This window comes from Novosphingobium sp. PhB165 (genome assembly GCF_004341845.1).
Classification (GTDB): Bacteria; Pseudomonadota; Alphaproteobacteria; order Sphingomonadales; family Sphingomonadaceae; genus Novosphingobium.
This window is the reverse complement of record NZ_SLVB01000019.1, coordinates 1-15,031: the sequence shown is the minus strand read 5'-3', so window position 1 is coordinate 15,031 and position 15,031 is coordinate 1. Positions and strand designations below refer to the sequence as shown.

The window sequence follows — 15,031 nt, the reverse complement described above, 5'->3', positions numbered from 1 at the left end:
GCTGGTAAGCAGGATCATGCTGAGCGCGGCGCAAAATCTTCCCGAAGACCCAGCTTTGCTGAAGGCGATAATCGCCGACTTGCAGGCGGAAAACGCGAAGCTGGCGGCAACGGTCCGTGCACATGATCTGGTGGTTCAGGCCCTGCGTCTGCGCATTGCAAAACTGAAGAAACAGGCCTTCGGTAAATCCTCGGAAAAGATCGAACGCGAGATCGAGCAGCTGGAACTGGCCCTAGAGGACATTCTGGTCGCCGCGGCACAAACCGTGGCTTTGCCGAGCGATGTCGAAGACGATGAGGTCACTGCGCACGTAGACAGCGCACGGGCCATGGCCCGGCGCCCGCGTGTTGCGCCTGACACCCCGCGCGAGCGAAAAGAACTCGACCCGGGCAGCGCTTGTCCCGATTGCGGGGGCGAGTTGCGCCTCGTCGGCGAGGACGTGAGCGAAATCATCGAAATGATTACCGCCAAGCTGAAGGTGATCGAGGTAGCGCGGCCGAAGAAGTCCTGCCGCTGCTGTGAGAAAATGGTGCAGGTGCCGGCTCCGAGCCGCCCGATCCCCGGCAGCATGGCCGGAAGCAGCCTGCTTGCCTACGTGCTCGTCTCAAAGTTCGACGATCACTTGCCGCTGTACCGGCAGAACGAAATCCTTACCCGTATGGGCGCTGACATTCCCCGCAGCACACTGGCTGACTGGTGCGGCAAGGCGATGCGAACCCTGCAGCCCCTGATCGAGCGTATTGAGGCATCGGTCCTGGCCAGCACCGTCATCCACGCCGATGATACACCGATCCAGGTGCTGGATCACACAAGGCGGGCCAAGGGGCTCGGTAAGGGCGTGAAGCAAGGCAGGATCTGGGGTTATGTCTGCGATCAGCGCCCGTGGAACGGGCCGGCACCGCCGGGTGTGGTCTATCGCTTTGCCCCCAACTGGAAGGCGGAGCACGTGCAAAACCACCTTTGCAATGCGAGCGGCATTCTCCAGGCCGACGCCTACAAGGGATATGCGAAGCTATATGAGCCCGGCGCAGACGGCGAACCGCGCTTCCGGGAAGCTGCCTGCTTCGCCCATTGGCGGCGTGACTTCCACGACATCTGGAAAGCGAACAAATCCCCAATAGCGCGAGAAGCCCTCGATCGCATCGGCCAGTTGTACGACATCGAACGCGAAATCGCCGGGAAACCTGCCGATGTTCGGCGTGCCGTCCGCCAGGAGCATAGCAAACCCAAACTCGAGGCGTTGCGCGCCTGGGCCGAGCAGCAACTCACCCGAATCCCCGTCAAGGGCGACCTGGCCAGCGCCATTCGGTATGGCTTGGGGCGCTGGCAAGCCTTCTCATTGTTCACCGAGGATGGGCGTGTCGCCATTGATAACAATGCCGCTGAGCGAGCCGTGAGACCTATTGGTCTGGGAAGACGCAACTGGCTCTTCGCCGGCTCCGAAGCAGGCGCTGAAACCCTGGCACGTGCTATGACGCTTATCGAAAGCGCCAAGATGAACGGTCTGGATCCGCAGGCTTACCTTGCCGACGTGCTCGGCCGTATCCACGATCACAAGATCAACCAGCTCGCCGAATTGCTTCCCTGGAATTGGGCGCCCCTGACGCCGCTTACGAAAGCTGTCTGATGGCTGTCGTGTCCCATGTCTTCACGCTCGATTACGTCGCCAGCATCCTGGGGGAACACCCTGACCTAATCGACGCCATCGTAAGCAACGATGACAATCTCACATACGGATCAATCATCACCATCTCTTCCGGCCCGGATGACTACCGCACCGCGATCGCGGCAGACGCCATCGACGAGTTGCGCGCTCTCATTGCCGATAACCGACACTCACCGGAAGAGTGGGAGCTCTTCCTCGAGCACGTCATCTACGATCCGGAAACCCTCGAAATCGTAAAGGCCCATTCGTCGCGGTAACAACCGGACGGTTACGGTCATGGTCGTCGCCAAGAGCATCCAACGCCTCTTCATGGTATTCATGCGACGGATCGGTGAGAGCCTCCAGCTTCTCGGCATAGCCCCAGGGCCCTCCCGAGTCCTCCGGTGGCCGCATTCCGGTAGCTTCCAGCAGGCGCGGATAGCTGATTTGCAGGTCAGCTGGAGCGATGCCGTGGATCCTGACGCTGTGCTCCCATCCGTCGCCAAAGTCGTAGAGGTACTGGAAGGTCTTGCCGCGCATTCCCTCCAACGCCTCTGCGAGAGTCGTCTTTCGGGCATCAAGTGGGCCACCAAAGCCGTAGGACGGGTCAGGGATACCGAAGCCCGTGCGCCCGAAGGTTAGCTCCCACAGATGGCTATCGGTCCATCCCAACGCTTCCTGGAAGGTAGTATGCAAACGATCGAGCCGGATTCCGAGCGGCACTTCAATCATGCGGGTCACGGCGGGCGTCACGTCATCCAGAGTGATCGTCATGTGCACGACGAAGGCGTTGCTCAAGCAGCTTGCCCCAGGTTCTGGATCGCCCGTACGGCCTGCCAGTTCCACGGCAGGAGTTCGTCGATCCGGTTGATCGGATGGTTGCCGATACGCTCGATCACGTCGGTAAACCAGGCTTCGGGCTCCACACCGTTCAAGCGGCATGTTTCGGCGAGCGAATAAAACAGCGCCGAGGCATCTCCGCCCTTTGTGGACCCGACGAACATCCAGTTGCGGCGCCCCAGAGCAACCCCGCGCAAGGCATTTTCGACCAGGTTGTTGCTGATCTCGAGCAGGCCATCGTCACAATAGCGAACCATCGCCGCCCAGCGGTTAAGCGGATAGCGACATGCCTTCGCCAAGGCGCTGTCCGAAGACAGCCCTGCATCTGGGCTTCGAGCCATGGCCGCAAGGCTGCCAGTCTCGGGCGGGCCAGCTGCTGACGAACCCGCCGTCGCTCATCTGGCGGTGCTCCCTTGATGTCGCGCTCGATCGCGAAGAGCTCGCTGATCCTCACCACCACTTCAGCCGCTACCGGTGACGGGTTCTTTTCCAGAATGTCGGTAAACTTGCGCCGCGCATGGGCCCAGCAGCCGACCTCGATCACGCCGCGCGGCGCTTTGGTCTTGGGGTCATGATAAAGCGCGTTGTAGCCGGCATAGCCGTCCGCTTGAAGGTATCCGCGGTAACCGGCAAGGTGGGCCGCCGGATGCTTACCGCCGCGCCCGGTCGTGAAGCGGAACGCCACGGCCGGCGGGCTCATATCCCCGCTTGAACGGCTGTCGCGCAGATAGACCCAGAAGTAGGCGGTGTGGCTACCATCTGAGCCCTGCAGCAAGGTCACGGGCGTTTCGTCGCCATGTATCTTCGGAGCTTCCAGGATGTGGGCGAGCAACCGTTCGCCAAGCGGCGCCATCAGCCAGGCCAGCTTGCGCGACCACCGGCCCATCACGTCGCGATCGATCTCCACGCCTTGCCGGCGCAGGATTACTGACTGGCGATGCCAAGGCTGATGATCGACGAAGCGGCTGACGACGAGATGCGCGAGCAGTGCGCTGCTTGCCATCACCTTGGGCAATGGCAGATCAATGGCCGGCTCCTGGCGGATTGTGTCGCAGGACCGACAGGCGACGCGAGGGCGAACATGACGCAGGACCCGGAAGCAGGCGGGTACGTAATCCAGCACTTCCGTGACGTCTTCGCAGATGACGGTCTCGTTCCCGCCGCAGCCGCATGGCTCGGGAAGATGCTGGGTCGTCTGCCGCGGGATATGCGTGGGGATCGGTGCTCGGGTTCCGGCTTTGCGCGTCGGCTTCGCATTCGACACTGCAGGTGCATCATCATTGGCCGGCTCTGGGGCATCGACCTCCTCGAACATCAGCCGCAGCTGCGCGATGTCCACCTTTTCGGAGCTGCGGCCGAACTGGACGCGCAGAAGCCGGGCCAGACGGTGCTCCAGCTTTTCGATCGTCAGGCTCTGAGCTTTGACGGTCTGCTTTGCCGTTCCCAGTTCGGCCCGCTCCAGTTCCATGACCTCAGCCATCTCCCGCAGCATTTTCTGCAGGAGGACAGGGTCTGTGGGGAGACGATCAAGGTCGAACCGCATGCCGTAGACTATAGCGCAAGCCATATCTCGCGCCTATAAAAATGGCAGTTTTCCGAGCTTCCATCGCTCACGCGAGGGTCGGCGTGAGTACCTCCTCGTGAACAATTGCCTGCCGCCAATCCAGCCCTTCGATCAGCATCGCCAACTGCGCTGACGACAGCCGGGCGGCTGCTCCGCCCTGGGTTCGGGGCCACACGAACTTTCCGCGTTCGAGACGTTTTGCATAGAGGCAAAGCCCTGATCCGTCCCAGACCAGCGCCTTCAACCTATCGCCTCTTTTGCCGCGGAACAGGAATACGGCGCCGGAGAATGGATATAGCTGGAGGATGTTGCGCACCTGCGCCGAAAGTCCATCGAAGCCCTTGCGCATGTCGCACGGGGCCAGGGACAGATAGATCTTCGCCGACGGCGGCAGCGTCAGGCTCAACGTTCAAGCTCCCCGACAACCTCGAGCGCCAACTTCAGCGCCTCTCTGTTGACCAGCTTGTCGATCGACACCGTGAAGTTGCCGTGCCGGATCTCGATCCGGCCAATCTCAAGCGATGGGCCTTGCGGTTCGGCGGGCGTCAGTTCGACGGGCACGAACCCCGCCATAGCACCGCGGAGCAATTGCTTGCGCCAAGTGTAAAGCTGCCCGGTCCCGATCCCGTACCGACGTGCGACCACCGCCATGATGGCGCCGGGCTGCGTCGTCTCCTTCAGGATCGCCAGCTTCTCTTCGTCGCTCCAGTGCCGGCGACGTTCCACTTGACCTGCCCCCCGAAAGGTCCCTTATTCTGATGTAGAGTCTGTCCACGAGGAAGGAGCAGACGCATGAGGAAGAGCCGTTTCACCGAGGCGCAGATCATCGGGATGATCAAGGAACAAGAGGCTGGACTTCCAACGGTGGAGGTTTGCCGGAAGCACGGCCTGAGCACGGCGACCTTTTACAAGCTGAAGGCTAAGTACGGCGGCATGGAGGTGTCGGATGCCCATCGGTTGCGGTAATTGGAGGACGAGAACGGCAAGCTGAAGCGGCTCCTGGCCGACAACATGCTGGACAACGCGATCCTGAAAGACCTGCTGGGAAAAGGCTGACGACGGCGGGCCAGCGGCGCGACGTGGCGCTCGGTGTGATGCGGGACTACCAGGTCTCACAGCGCCGGGCCTGCGTGCTGATTGGCGTCGATCCCAAGACGGTCAGGCGCGAACGCCCGCCGGACCACGGAGCCATCCGCGAAGCCATGCGGGAAATCGCAGGGCAGCGCCGTCGGTTCGGCTATCGCCGGATCGGGGTCATGCTGGAGCGCAAGGGCATGAGCATGAACCACAAGAAGCTCTACCGGCTATATCGGGAAGAAGGCTTGTCGGTACGCCGACGACGTGGCCGCAAGCGTGCTCAGGGCAGTCGAACGCCAGTCCCGGGGGCAATTCGCCCTGGTGACCGCTGGTCGATGGACTTTGTCGCCGATACGTTTGGCGCTTCGCGCAAGTTCAGGATTTTGGCGATCAACGATGATTGCTGCCGGGAGAACCTGTGCTTGGTCGCGGACACCAGCATCTCGGGAGCTCGAGCGGCGCGCGAACTGGATGCTCTGGTTCGCCTACACGGGAAACCGGCTTGCATTGTCAGTGACAACGGCACTGAATTTACGAGCCGGGCGATCCTGCAGTGGGCCAGGAAGAACAAAGTCGAGTGGCATTACATCGATCCCGGAAAACCCCAGCAGAACGGCTTCATCGAAAGCTTCAACGGCTCATTGCGCGATGAGCTGCTCAACGAAGAACTCTTCGACAGCCTGACTGATGCCCGCCGGAAGCTGAGCATCTGGCGCTACGACTATAACCATGTTGGGCCCCACTCATCGTTGGGAAATCGAACGCCTGCACAAGCGCGTCGGACGTTCGTGCAGGACGATAGCATCACGCCCGACGCGCTTGTGCAGGCGAGCGTGCCGGAATATTCAACCGCAAGACTCTCGTTATGATCGAGGGACCGCCGGGGGGCAGGTCACACTCGAACGACCGCTCCGCCATCTCGGCGAGCGCTCATACGAGGCTCGTTTGACTGCTCGATATCCACTCGCGAGGCCTCCATGTGCCCTGCGAACTTCACGCCAATGCCCATCCCCACAAGGCCGGGTTCCATCGGCGCTTACATCACATCGGCATCGACCGCGCTCATGGTCTCATCCGCACCTGGGACGCGAGCGCCGCCAATGCCCACGACGGCGCGCGACTGCCCGAGGTGGTCAGCAAGGACAACACCGGCACGGGCGTTTGGGCCGACACCGCCTACCGGTCCAAGAAGAACGAGGCCTTCCTCGCCAAGGGAATGTTCACCAGCCACATCCATCAGAAGAAGCCGCCACGTCGGCCGATGCCCGAGCGCATCGCCAGGGCCAATGCGAAGCGCTCCGCCGTGCGCTCAGCAGTCGAGCACGTGTTTGCCGGCCAGAAACACCGCATGCGGCTTGTCGTTCGCACCATCGGCATCGCCCGCGCCCGCATCAAAATCGGAATGGCGAACCTCGCCTATAATTTCCAACGCCTCGCCTGGCTTGAGGGGCGAACTGCGCCGGCGTGACGCCGGAAACCAGCCCTCCGGCCGCCCATCACCCGAAAATCAGAAGATCAGGAGCAGGAAACAGAGGTCCACCGGGCCCTCCCGCGCGGTCACGTCAAAATCATGCCGAATTCAGACGGTTCTTCGAGGTATCCAGCTCGCTGATCGCCATGTCCGTCCCGGTTGGGTCCAGACCATCCATGCCAGCCAGGGCGCGACCGCAGATCGGGTGATGGCTCACATGGAGAGCTTCCGCACCAATACCGTCGATACCCACGCTGCCTCCGTCGCCATCAGCTTCGCCTGGTCCTATGCCGCGCTCTAAATCGACAGCAGCGCCAGGCTCGCCGACGACCTCGATGAGATCACAGGGAGCGATGTGGAGTTGGCGATCGAGTGAGAAGTGACGTGATGCCATACCGACCACAGCAGGGCATTCCGCTCGCTATAGGTTATACGGAACGTCAACTAGTAGCGACCTCGTCCTTATAGACCATTCATCTAACAGACCTTGAGTCGCAGCCCAGCCTCCAGCGTCATAAGTGGATAGCAGTTTGCTATATTTTTCAAAAATAGCACGAGATTGGAATGTATTATTCTCCTTCAACAGTGAGTTTTCAGAATCTGATTCACGTATTGCAGATATCAATCTTGTCCATTTTGCATATTCGCTATTCAAACTATTTTTATCGATGTATTCTATAATGCCTTTTGCACTTTTGATGCCGGAAATTTTATCGTGATATTCGTTTAGTCCAAGCGCCAGGCAATCCACCTCAGCACTACACCTTGAGACCCGCTCCCCCAAGGTCATGTGCAAAAACGATAAATCATCATACATCGGCAGGACAAATGTCCATATATAAGTTGAAGAAGGTGCGCCATCCAAAGCAACCCCTGAGACAACATCATCATTCTTAAGCAACACGATAAAATCGCCAAAAAGCGGCAATCCTCTTTTTTTCGCTTCGCGCTTAATTTCGTTTTTTGAGATTTTCATTACTAAGGTCCTGGTGCCTCGACAACACCACACAAGGGAGTCCCCGCCGGCAGGTTGCGATGGTAATTAGATATCTCAGAAGGTGAGGGGACGGCAAAGCCGGACTTAAGTTCTACTGCGTATACCGGCGACGCTATAGGTCCATACACGCCGTCAGCACGAACGGAGCCACTAGTTCCATAAGGAACAACTAGTCCATCCTTATAAGAAACCTCGGCACTATACAATCCTCCAGTCGCATTAATTGTCGCCGCGAACTGCGAATGGATCGCAATTCCTCGAAGAGCGCTGAACGGAAAAATACTATGAATTGGGCGATATGGAATGTCTTTGAACGCCTGATCCGCCGCCCAATTAAATGTACTCATCCCAGGTTGGCCAGCACAATTAGAAATGCCCTTCCCAATTTGCGGCTTTGACTTGTCCGGAGGCGGACCGATCTTCGCCTGAGCGCCGGATTGTGGCTCCCGATTGCCATTGGCTTCGATATCGCCCTGACCGTCATCAGTACAATTTACGGGGTTGCCATCTTTATCTGTACCACAACCTATGCCGAGGCCTGTCGGATCACCAAAGTTGACAGGATTATTATTGACGTACGCATAGAGATTGACTTGGTCCTTGTAGCCGATCGGATCGGTCTGCAAAAAGCGGCCGAGGGTCGGTGAGTACATGCGAGCTTTGTAATAATACATGCCGACTTCCGCAAGCCACGTCTGTCCCGTGTACTGGAAACGCCCTCCATTGGCGCCACCCGGGATGCCGTACTCGTCATAACTGTTGATCGCAATGGCGCTTCCTGCCGCATCGGCCGACAATACGACAGACCCGCGTGAATCGGCGTAGAGATGCCTCGCTGACGAGGAGCTGATCGAGGAGCCAGCAAATTCAATCAGCGGACTATCAGATTCCTCGTCGCCACCATGCAGGTAACGCCGGAGCAGATTGCCCGTCGCATCATATTCACCAACGAGCGCGCTGCCGTCGTAAAGGAAGCGTGTTGTGCTCGAAGAGGCACTACCCTGGATCTCATAAAGACGTCCCTGCGGATCGTAGCGCAACGAGGCCTGAAGTGCGCCCGTGTAGCCTGACGACGCGCTTGGGCAGGCCGTAGAGTTCGCGGCCCGCACTTCCACTAGGCGGTTCTCGACATCGTAAAGGTAAACGGCTGGCTGCTGCGTCCCCAGCGCTGCCGTCAAGTTGCCGTTTGCGTCATAGCAAAAATTCGCAGGCCCTGCCGTACCGTACTGGTTGAGGCCGTTCGGTGCGTAGTTGCGGTTAAGATTGCCTACACCAAGCCATGCAAAGGCGCCATTATCACGCGTTTCGCTCGTGACTAGCCCTGCCGCATTCCAGGTCAACCGCCAAGCGGCCCGAGAGCCAGCAGTTCCGTTGGTTATCGCAAAATCAGATAGTCTGGCCGCGGCATCGTAGGCGAAGCTCTGATCATAAGCCTGCGCAGGTCGGTCAATCAACTGCAGCAGACCTTGGTCGCTGTATGCCAGTGAAGCAAGAGGTTCACCGCTATCGTTCCGGATATTTAGTTCGCGGTCGAGGCCGTCATATTGCCGGGTCACGTATCGACCGTCAGGCCACGTTATCCTCGTGCGCTTGCCGTCCGAGTCATATTCGAAGGCAAGAAGCCGGCTCTGTCCATCCATGTTGATCGAGGTCGAAACAATGTTTCCAAAGCCGTCGAAGTTATTCGCTATGCCTTCCCCGTTCTGGCTGTCGAACCGCGCATAAGTTTGTGCACCGCGCAGGTCGTAACCATAGAAGACATCCCGCGTCGCAGCCGGTGAAAGGCCCACTCGTTCGGGCACGGACTTTTTCGTGACCCGATTCAGTGCGTCAAGCTCAACCGTCAGCAGCGAACCATCACGCTTCATCTGCTGAATGCGATTGTTGTTTCTGTCATAGTAATACTTTTCGCAATTGTCGCTTGCGGAATAGGCAGCGCTCGGTCCGCTGATACCATTCACCTCCGTGACGTAGCCAATTGCACAGCTTGATGCTGCCCCTGAGGTGGCGAGCGCATTATCAGGCGTGCTTCCATCAAAACCGATGACGGGCATGCTTGACGGAAACGCCCACGCAACCTGCCGGTCTAGTCCATCATAAATCAGCTCCGCACGGTTGCCATTGGCATCGATGACGACACCTTGCTTACCGTTCGGCGTAAATTTGTAAGTGACGTACGGCTGCTCGATCGCCGTTCCCACGGCTTGCCGAATTTGGACAACCCGTCCTGTCGCATCGTAGACATTCCTGCTGATACGGTCAGGACCATCACCGCCCACTTCGCTCAAAGCGCACGCGCTCGATGGAAGAGTAGCATAGGTCGATGGATTCATGCGAGACGCGGTGCATTCTAACCGACCGACCGCGTCATAGCTGTATTGCGTCAGACTGACCGGTACCAGGTCGGCCCCCTTGACCAAATCGGTCACCTTGCGATCCATGTCGTCGTAAGTCGTCTCGGTCACTGTGAATACCGAGAACGTCGACCAATAGCGGGGTTCCACCGCTTCGTTTTGCCATGAGGTGAGTTGGCCCGACTCGACTTTGGTAACGTTTCCGCGGCTATCGTACGTTATGCGCTTAGCTAAATACTTGAACGGCGCGATCCCGTCTGCATCGGGCGCAATCTTTCCAGTTACTTGGCCACTCGCGTCATAGCGCGTTGCCAACGTATAGGGCGACGGATTCGCCTGAGCAAAAGCATAGTGTGGAGCCGCGATCCAGGCGATGCCGCAAGCCAGGCCGGCGATATAGGAACGTGACTTCATTTTGTCCCCCGACATCACGAGCACACCGCAAGATTTGCGTTGGGCGATGTCTCGCTGATCGTCCGTCCCCATTTGTCGTACGACATGCACGTCCTTAAGGTCTTGCCATCGGCAACGATACTCTTCCCAAGCAGGCGTACATTGCTGCCCTTGGATGAACTGCCGGCCTCGTACTGATAATTGGTCCGGACCTCGTCCGCCGCGCCCGCACTGCAATTGCCATTTGCGTCAGCTGCGCTGGTCTTGCAGAATTGCTCGGATTGCAGAACCCAAACCGGAGCAGACGCACTGAAGGCTCCGGCATTGGTGGTCCAGGCATTGATTTGACCGTAAGTATACCGAGTTTCCGGATGGATGCCGTTCACGTCGGATGGAAGCGTCTTCTGTAAGAGACCGCCATGCACAGTGGAATACACCGCGGTGGTGGTATTTCCCCTGCCATCGGTCGCGCTGGTCGGCTTGTCGCAATTCGCGAGAAACGAACAATCGTAGGTATATTTGCGTACAACGTCTGCCATCGCCGAACCCGGCTTAGCCTTGTCCGTAATGGATTCCACGGCACCCCAACCCGTATAGGTATAATCAGTTTCGTTGCCTTCAGGATATTTCCAATACTGAGCCGAAACCACATAGCACCCTCCTCCACTGGTGGCAGGGATGCAGTAGTTGGACGTCATTTTCTGACCAAGTTCATTGGTGATCGCCGATGGACCGGACGAAATGATATTGTTATTGATATTATCTACAGAATATCCAGGGCGCGTCATTGCTTGGTAAGCGATAGTAACGCTGGTCCCATCGCTGCGCATGGCCGTACCACCAGCGATTTCACCAAATTCTTCGCCATTTTCTCCCTGCAGCACGACGTGCCATGCATAGGAATAATCTGCACCTGCGGCAAAGTCTTGGCTTTCAACGTAGGCATATTTCAATCCCCTGACCATTCTGTTGGTCAGATAAGGCGTACTCGCACCGGGGCGATAAAATGCTTCATTCCAGCGATACCACCGCGTGGGTGAGGCCATCGTCGCAGTATAATCGGCATCGTTATAGGTTGAGTTATACTGGGAGACGTTACCCAAAGCGTCTGTCGACGACGACATGAAGCCATTTGACGAATAGGTATAGCTGGTCTTGTAGGTCGAGGCGTCGCAGGTGTTGCTCTCAGGAACCGTTTCGACCGCTGCGTTGAACAAGCAAGCCTTGCTAATCATTTGCCCATACGGGTTCGAAACCAGTTCAAAAATGAGGACGTAACCGGTGTTGCTGGTTACGCGCCGCAGATAAGCCCCATGCGTTGAGGTCGGCTCATCGTATGCAAGAGTAAACGTGACGCCGTCGGGCTGCTCGATCTTTGAGGCAAAGAAGGCATAGCCGCTGGTAATGCCGCTAGGGTTGGATCGCGATCTTTTGGGTGCATCGGCATAAGTCCCTGGCGGCCTGAAAGTGATCCGCATTCCGTCCTGTGCAGTATAGACCAGGTAACGATCGGTCGCACCAGATCCCGTCGGCATCGCTTGCAGCGTGTCCATTCCCGTTAATGAGGTGGTAGAGAAGTTATTGATGTTAAGCGCAGTAAACTGCTGGCCTCGAGCGCCCTCTACCGTAAATACAGCGGACGCGGTTCCGTTAGGCTGGTAGGTGGCAAAGATATGCCAATTGTCGGTAAACTGACCCATGATGTTCCAGGCGTTGGAATCATAAGTGCCATTGGTGCGCTGGAGACGAATCCCGCCAGGACCGGCCGCAGCCAGATCCTCGTTGGAATAGGCATATTGGCCGGTGCGCATATCGACTCCCCCGGCATTTACCGCATACTTCTCTGGCGGCGGGGGCGGAATGGTAAGCGGGTCGGACTGAGCCCAGGCCAAAGTCGGAATTGAAATCGATGCCAGGGCTAGGGCCGTTCCACGCCAACGAACAGCTTTTGCGTTCATAACAAAAATGCCCCTAAATCCATAGATTAAAATTGCACGAGGCCTAGCATTAGCGCCTCACCATACAAATAAGTTTATCGTTTTAAAAGTTGTCCGCGACCGAATATCTTAACATGATCGGCAATTCGTGACATCCAAAATGGAGCCTTTGCCTTGTGGATCCAGTATTGCAGCGCCAGAAGTCGCTCCAGATAGGTTGACATACATGTATTCCGTTCCCTCGTCGATGAGTGGGTCGGTTTTTGTCGTTATCACTATTGTAGCCGTAGTCTGCCCCACCTGGAAGGTGATGGTGCCTGATTGCGCTATGAAGTCAGTCCCGGCCCCAGCGGTGCCGTCTGCAGTGGCGTAATTCACGCTGATCGCCGAGGTATATGCGCGAGACAAGCTGACGGTGAATAACAAGCCGCCACCCTCTTTCACGCTGGGAGCATCGCTTATCGAAATGGTTGGCGGCCCAACGTCATTGTCGGTGATGGTACCGGTGCCGGATGCGCCCGAAATCGATGTATAGGCGCCAGGATTTGATAGCGTAACGGTCATAGTCTCAGACGATTCGACCAGCGCATCGTCAATCGTGGGTATACTGATGGTTGCAGTGGTTTGGCCCGCAGCAAAGCTGACTGTTCCCGATACAGCGGTAAAATCGCTACCGGAAGTCGCCGTGCCGCCTGAAGTCGTATAAGAGGCTGTCGTTGCAACGGCCGTATTGCCCGTTCGGGTAACCGTAAACACCAGGTTTCCACCTTCCGTCACGGTAGCGTTGCCCATGGAAAGATAGACTGGCGCCACGTCGTTGTCATTGATCGTGCCGGTGGCCGTAGCAGTGGCGATGGTTGTGTAATTGGCAGGATTTGATAGCGTAACCGTCATTGTTTCCGGCGGTTCAACTTCGGAATCGTCGGAGGTTGCAATGCTGATGTTCGCTGCTGTCTGATAGGCAATCAAGTTTATGGTGCCAGAAACGGGCGGGAAATCGCTCCCCGCGGTTGCGGATCCGCTGGCTGTTGTGTAAGTGGCACTCGCGGGGATCGTGTAGTTCCCTGTCCGCCTGACAGTAAATGTTAGGGTGCCACCTTCAGTGGTTGAAGCATTCTCAATCGCCAGGATTGCAGGCGCCACATCATCGTCGTTGATAGTGCCGGTCGCCGTAGCGGTTGTAATCGCCGCGTTGGCGGAGGGGTTGGACAACGTCACGGTCATCGTCTCAGCGGACTCGACCATGCTATCATCGATGGTTGCGATGCTGATCGTGGCCGTCGTCTGGCCTGCTGCAAAGCTCACTGTTCCAGAGGACGCGGCAAAATCGCTTCCCGCTAACGCTGTGCCATTCGCAGTCGTATAGTTCGCACTTGCCGCAATTGCGGTGTTACCCGACCGGGTGACCGTGAAAACAAGGGTCCCGCCTTCGTTTGCCAGCGCGTCGCTGATGGCAAGATTTGCCGGCGCAATGTCATTATCATTGATTGTGCCCGTCGCGGTGGGAGTAGTGATCGTCGTATTGGCGGACGGGTTCGACAGGGTCACGGTCAAGGTTTCGGCAGATTCGACTTGGGTATCGTCGATCGTCGCCACGCTGATGGTTGCCGTAGTCTGGCCCGCAGCGAAGCTCACCGTCCCCGAGGTGCCGGTAAAGTCGGATCCCGAGTTCGCTGTTCCGCCGAAAGTTGCGTAGCTAGCGCTTGCGGCAATCGCGGTATTGCCTGTGCGAGTGACCGTGAACACCAGTGCGCCGCCCTCGGTCACCGACGCGTTGCCAATCGCCAGGTTCGCCGGGGCCACGTCATTATCGTTGATCGTTCCAGTCGCGGCAGCCGCGGTAAGTGTCGTGCTCGCGGAAGGATTGGACAGCGTGACTATCAATGTCTCTGCCGATTCAATCTCGGTGTCGTCGATCGTTACCACACTGAGTGTTGCCGTAGTCTGACCAGCAGCAAAGCTCACAATTCCTGATGCAGGTGTAAAATCGATGCCCGGTGTCGCCGTTCCTCCACCGGTCGAATAGCTCGCATTTGCAGGTATCGCGGTATTACCCGAACGCGTGACGGTAAACACAAGCGTTCCGCCTTCGGTGACCGATGTCCCGCTGATAGCGAGATTGGCCGAAACAACGCCGGTCACGGCGTAGTTAGTGCGATTGCCTGCTGGGTCATAGCCAATCGTATGCGCTTCGCCGTCGGTGGGCCCACCCGACTTCGATGCGGTAACCAACCGATTTAAGGCATCATAAGTGTAAGTCGTGGTTTCCTGAGCGCTCGCGGCAGCCGGCGGGAAAAAAGCAAGCGCCGCCAATAGGCCGCCACACGCCCGAAAATCAATCACTGAAGCCCCCGTCTAATGCACAGTCAAGTCGCCAAGTGGCGGGCTTCTAAAGATTGCTCCGGCATAGGGAATGGAATTTCAGATTTTTAACGGCATTATCCCCAGTAAACTTAGTGGACGGGAACTGACGCTCCGGCGTACGGATCGAAATTTGCTGGCGGAGAGTTCGTCTCAACTGGTTGCAAATTCAGCGGCGCGACAAACACGGTAGCCGCGATTGGTTGCGGTTGCGCAACATGTATAAGGGAATGTGCAATGTAAGTCGCTCCAAACAATAGAAAACAACCCAAGATCGTGATCATGCCGCGGCGAAATGGAAATCGACCTTCCAACATCAAGACGCCGATCACCGCAATGGCAAGGCCACCAATCGTGAGTGCAATTGAACCGGTCAGAAGGCTTGCCAGCCA

At 57.6% G+C, this 15,031-nt stretch carries 14 protein-coding genes and 1 pseudogene; 4 read left to right on the top strand and 11 right to left on the bottom strand.

Translation table 11 applies throughout. The annotated features are described in order from the left end of the window. Nucleotides 1-16 precede the first annotated feature (16 nt). Nucleotides 17-1,627, top strand: a complete 1,611-nt coding sequence (locus tag EDF56_RS25510) for an IS66 family transposase (protein WP_165912399.1) — start codon at nt 17-19, stop codon at nt 1,625-1,627. Further along, nucleotides 1,627-1,923 (top strand): hypothetical protein, encoded by a 297-nt coding sequence (locus EDF56_RS25505; protein WP_132392947.1) that lies wholly within the window; start codon nt 1,627-1,629, stop codon nt 1,921-1,923. Before EDF56_RS25510 ends, EDF56_RS25505 begins: the two co-directional genes overlap by 1 nt. Here EDF56_RS25505 and EDF56_RS25500 read toward each other — a convergent pair. The 5 genes from EDF56_RS25500 to EDF56_RS25480 all read right to left on the bottom strand — a co-directional run bounded on the left by EDF56_RS25500 (nt 1,871) and on the right by EDF56_RS25480 (nt 4,775). Then, nucleotides 1,871-2,419, bottom strand: coding sequence for a plasmid pRiA4b ORF-3 family protein (locus tag EDF56_RS25500; RefSeq protein ID WP_132392967.1), 549 nt, complete (start codon nt 2,417-2,419; stop codon nt 1,871-1,873). The two genes, EDF56_RS25505 and EDF56_RS25500, sit on opposite strands and share 53 nt — an antisense overlap. A gap of 20 nt (nt 2,420-2,439) precedes the next feature. Continuing rightward, nucleotides 2,440-2,571: a transposase domain-containing protein gene (locus EDF56_RS25495; RefSeq protein WP_243652860.1), complete on the bottom strand. Its 132-nt coding sequence runs from the start codon at nt 2,569-2,571 to the stop codon at nt 2,440-2,442. A gap of 5 nt (nt 2,572-2,576) precedes the next feature. Continuing rightward, complete coding sequence (locus EDF56_RS25490; protein ID WP_165912397.1) at nt 2,577-4,028, bottom strand: IS66 family transposase; 1,452 nt, start codon at nt 4,026-4,028, stop codon at nt 2,577-2,579. Nucleotides 4,029-4,095: 67 nt separating this feature from the next. Beyond that, complete coding sequence (gene tnpB, locus EDF56_RS25485; protein ID WP_132392941.1) at nt 4,096-4,455, bottom strand: IS66 family insertion sequence element accessory protein TnpB; 360 nt, start codon at nt 4,453-4,455, stop codon at nt 4,096-4,098. Beyond that, nucleotides 4,452-4,775, bottom strand: a complete 324-nt coding sequence (locus tag EDF56_RS25480; RefSeq protein WP_132392939.1) for a transposase — start codon at nt 4,773-4,775, stop codon at nt 4,452-4,454. Before EDF56_RS25480 ends, tnpB begins: the two co-directional genes overlap by 4 nt. A 66-nt stretch (nt 4,776-4,841) precedes the next feature. On the opposite strand from EDF56_RS25480, the pseudogene EDF56_RS25475 reads away from it, so the two are divergent. Next, nucleotides 4,842-5,995: pseudogene (locus EDF56_RS25475) on the top strand (IS3 family transposase). 110 nt (nt 5,996-6,105) lie between these two features. Then, nucleotides 6,106-6,594 (top strand): transposase, encoded by a 489-nt coding sequence (locus EDF56_RS25470; RefSeq protein WP_279389740.1) that lies wholly within the window; start codon nt 6,106-6,108, stop codon nt 6,592-6,594. A gap of 100 nt (nt 6,595-6,694) precedes the next feature. Here the strand turns inward: EDF56_RS25470 and EDF56_RS26180 are convergent, their stop codons facing one another. From EDF56_RS26180 to EDF56_RS25445, 6 genes are all read right to left on the bottom strand, one after another. Further along, a complete protein-coding gene (locus EDF56_RS26180) occupies nt 6,695-6,991 on the bottom strand; it encodes a hypothetical protein (RefSeq protein WP_165912396.1) in 297 nt (98 codons plus the stop codon). A 27-nt stretch (nt 6,992-7,018) separates the two neighbouring features. Then, a complete protein-coding gene (locus tag EDF56_RS25465; RefSeq protein ID WP_132392937.1) occupies nt 7,019-7,573 on the bottom strand; it encodes a hypothetical protein in 555 nt (184 codons plus the stop codon). A gap of 2 nt (nt 7,574-7,575) precedes the next feature. After that, complete coding sequence (locus tag EDF56_RS25460; RefSeq protein WP_132392935.1) at nt 7,576-10,434, bottom strand: RHS repeat-associated core domain-containing protein; 2,859 nt, start codon at nt 10,432-10,434, stop codon at nt 7,576-7,578. After that, nucleotides 10,377-12,299, bottom strand: coding sequence for a hypothetical protein (locus EDF56_RS25455; RefSeq protein ID WP_132392933.1), 1,923 nt, complete (start codon nt 12,297-12,299; stop codon nt 10,377-10,379). Before EDF56_RS25455 ends, EDF56_RS25460 begins: the two co-directional genes overlap by 58 nt. 108 nt (nt 12,300-12,407) lie before the next feature. Then, nucleotides 12,408-14,621, bottom strand: a complete 2,214-nt coding sequence (locus tag EDF56_RS25450) for a Calx-beta domain-containing protein (RefSeq protein WP_132392931.1) — start codon at nt 14,619-14,621, stop codon at nt 12,408-12,410. Nucleotides 14,622-14,731: 110 nt separating this feature from the next. After that, a partial coding sequence (locus tag EDF56_RS25445; protein ID WP_165912395.1) for a TrbC/VirB2 family protein occupies nt 14,732-15,031 on the bottom strand: 300 nt, incomplete at its 5' end.

Excerpts from the sequence above, each read along its gene's own strand:
- EDF56_RS25510 (WP_165912399.1), top strand. The coding sequence starts at position 17 with ATGCTGAGCGCGGCGCAAAATCTTCCCGAAGACCCAGCTTTGCTGAAG.
- EDF56_RS25465 (WP_132392937.1), bottom strand. The coding sequence starts at position 7,573 with ATGAAAATCTCAAAAAACGAAATTAAGCGCGAAGCGAAAAAAAGAGGA.
- EDF56_RS26180 (WP_165912396.1), bottom strand. The coding sequence starts at position 6,991 with ATGGCATCACGTCACTTCTCACTCGATCGCCAACTCCACATCGCTCCC.
- EDF56_RS25455 (WP_132392933.1), bottom strand. The coding sequence starts at position 12,299 with ATGAACGCAAAAGCTGTTCGTTGGCGTGGAACGGCCCTAGCCCTGGCA.
- EDF56_RS25500 (WP_132392967.1), bottom strand. The coding sequence starts at position 2,419 with ATGACGATCACTCTGGATGACGTGACGCCCGCCGTGACCCGCATGATT.
- EDF56_RS25490 (WP_165912397.1), bottom strand. The coding sequence starts at position 4,028 with ATGCGGTTCGACCTTGATCGTCTCCCCACAGACCCTGTCCTCCTGCAG.
- EDF56_RS25460 (WP_132392935.1), bottom strand. The coding sequence starts at position 10,434 with ATGGGGACGGACGATCAGCGAGACATCGCCCAACGCAAATCTTGCGGT.
- EDF56_RS25505 (WP_132392947.1), top strand. The coding sequence starts at position 1,627 with ATGGCTGTCGTGTCCCATGTCTTCACGCTCGATTACGTCGCCAGCATC.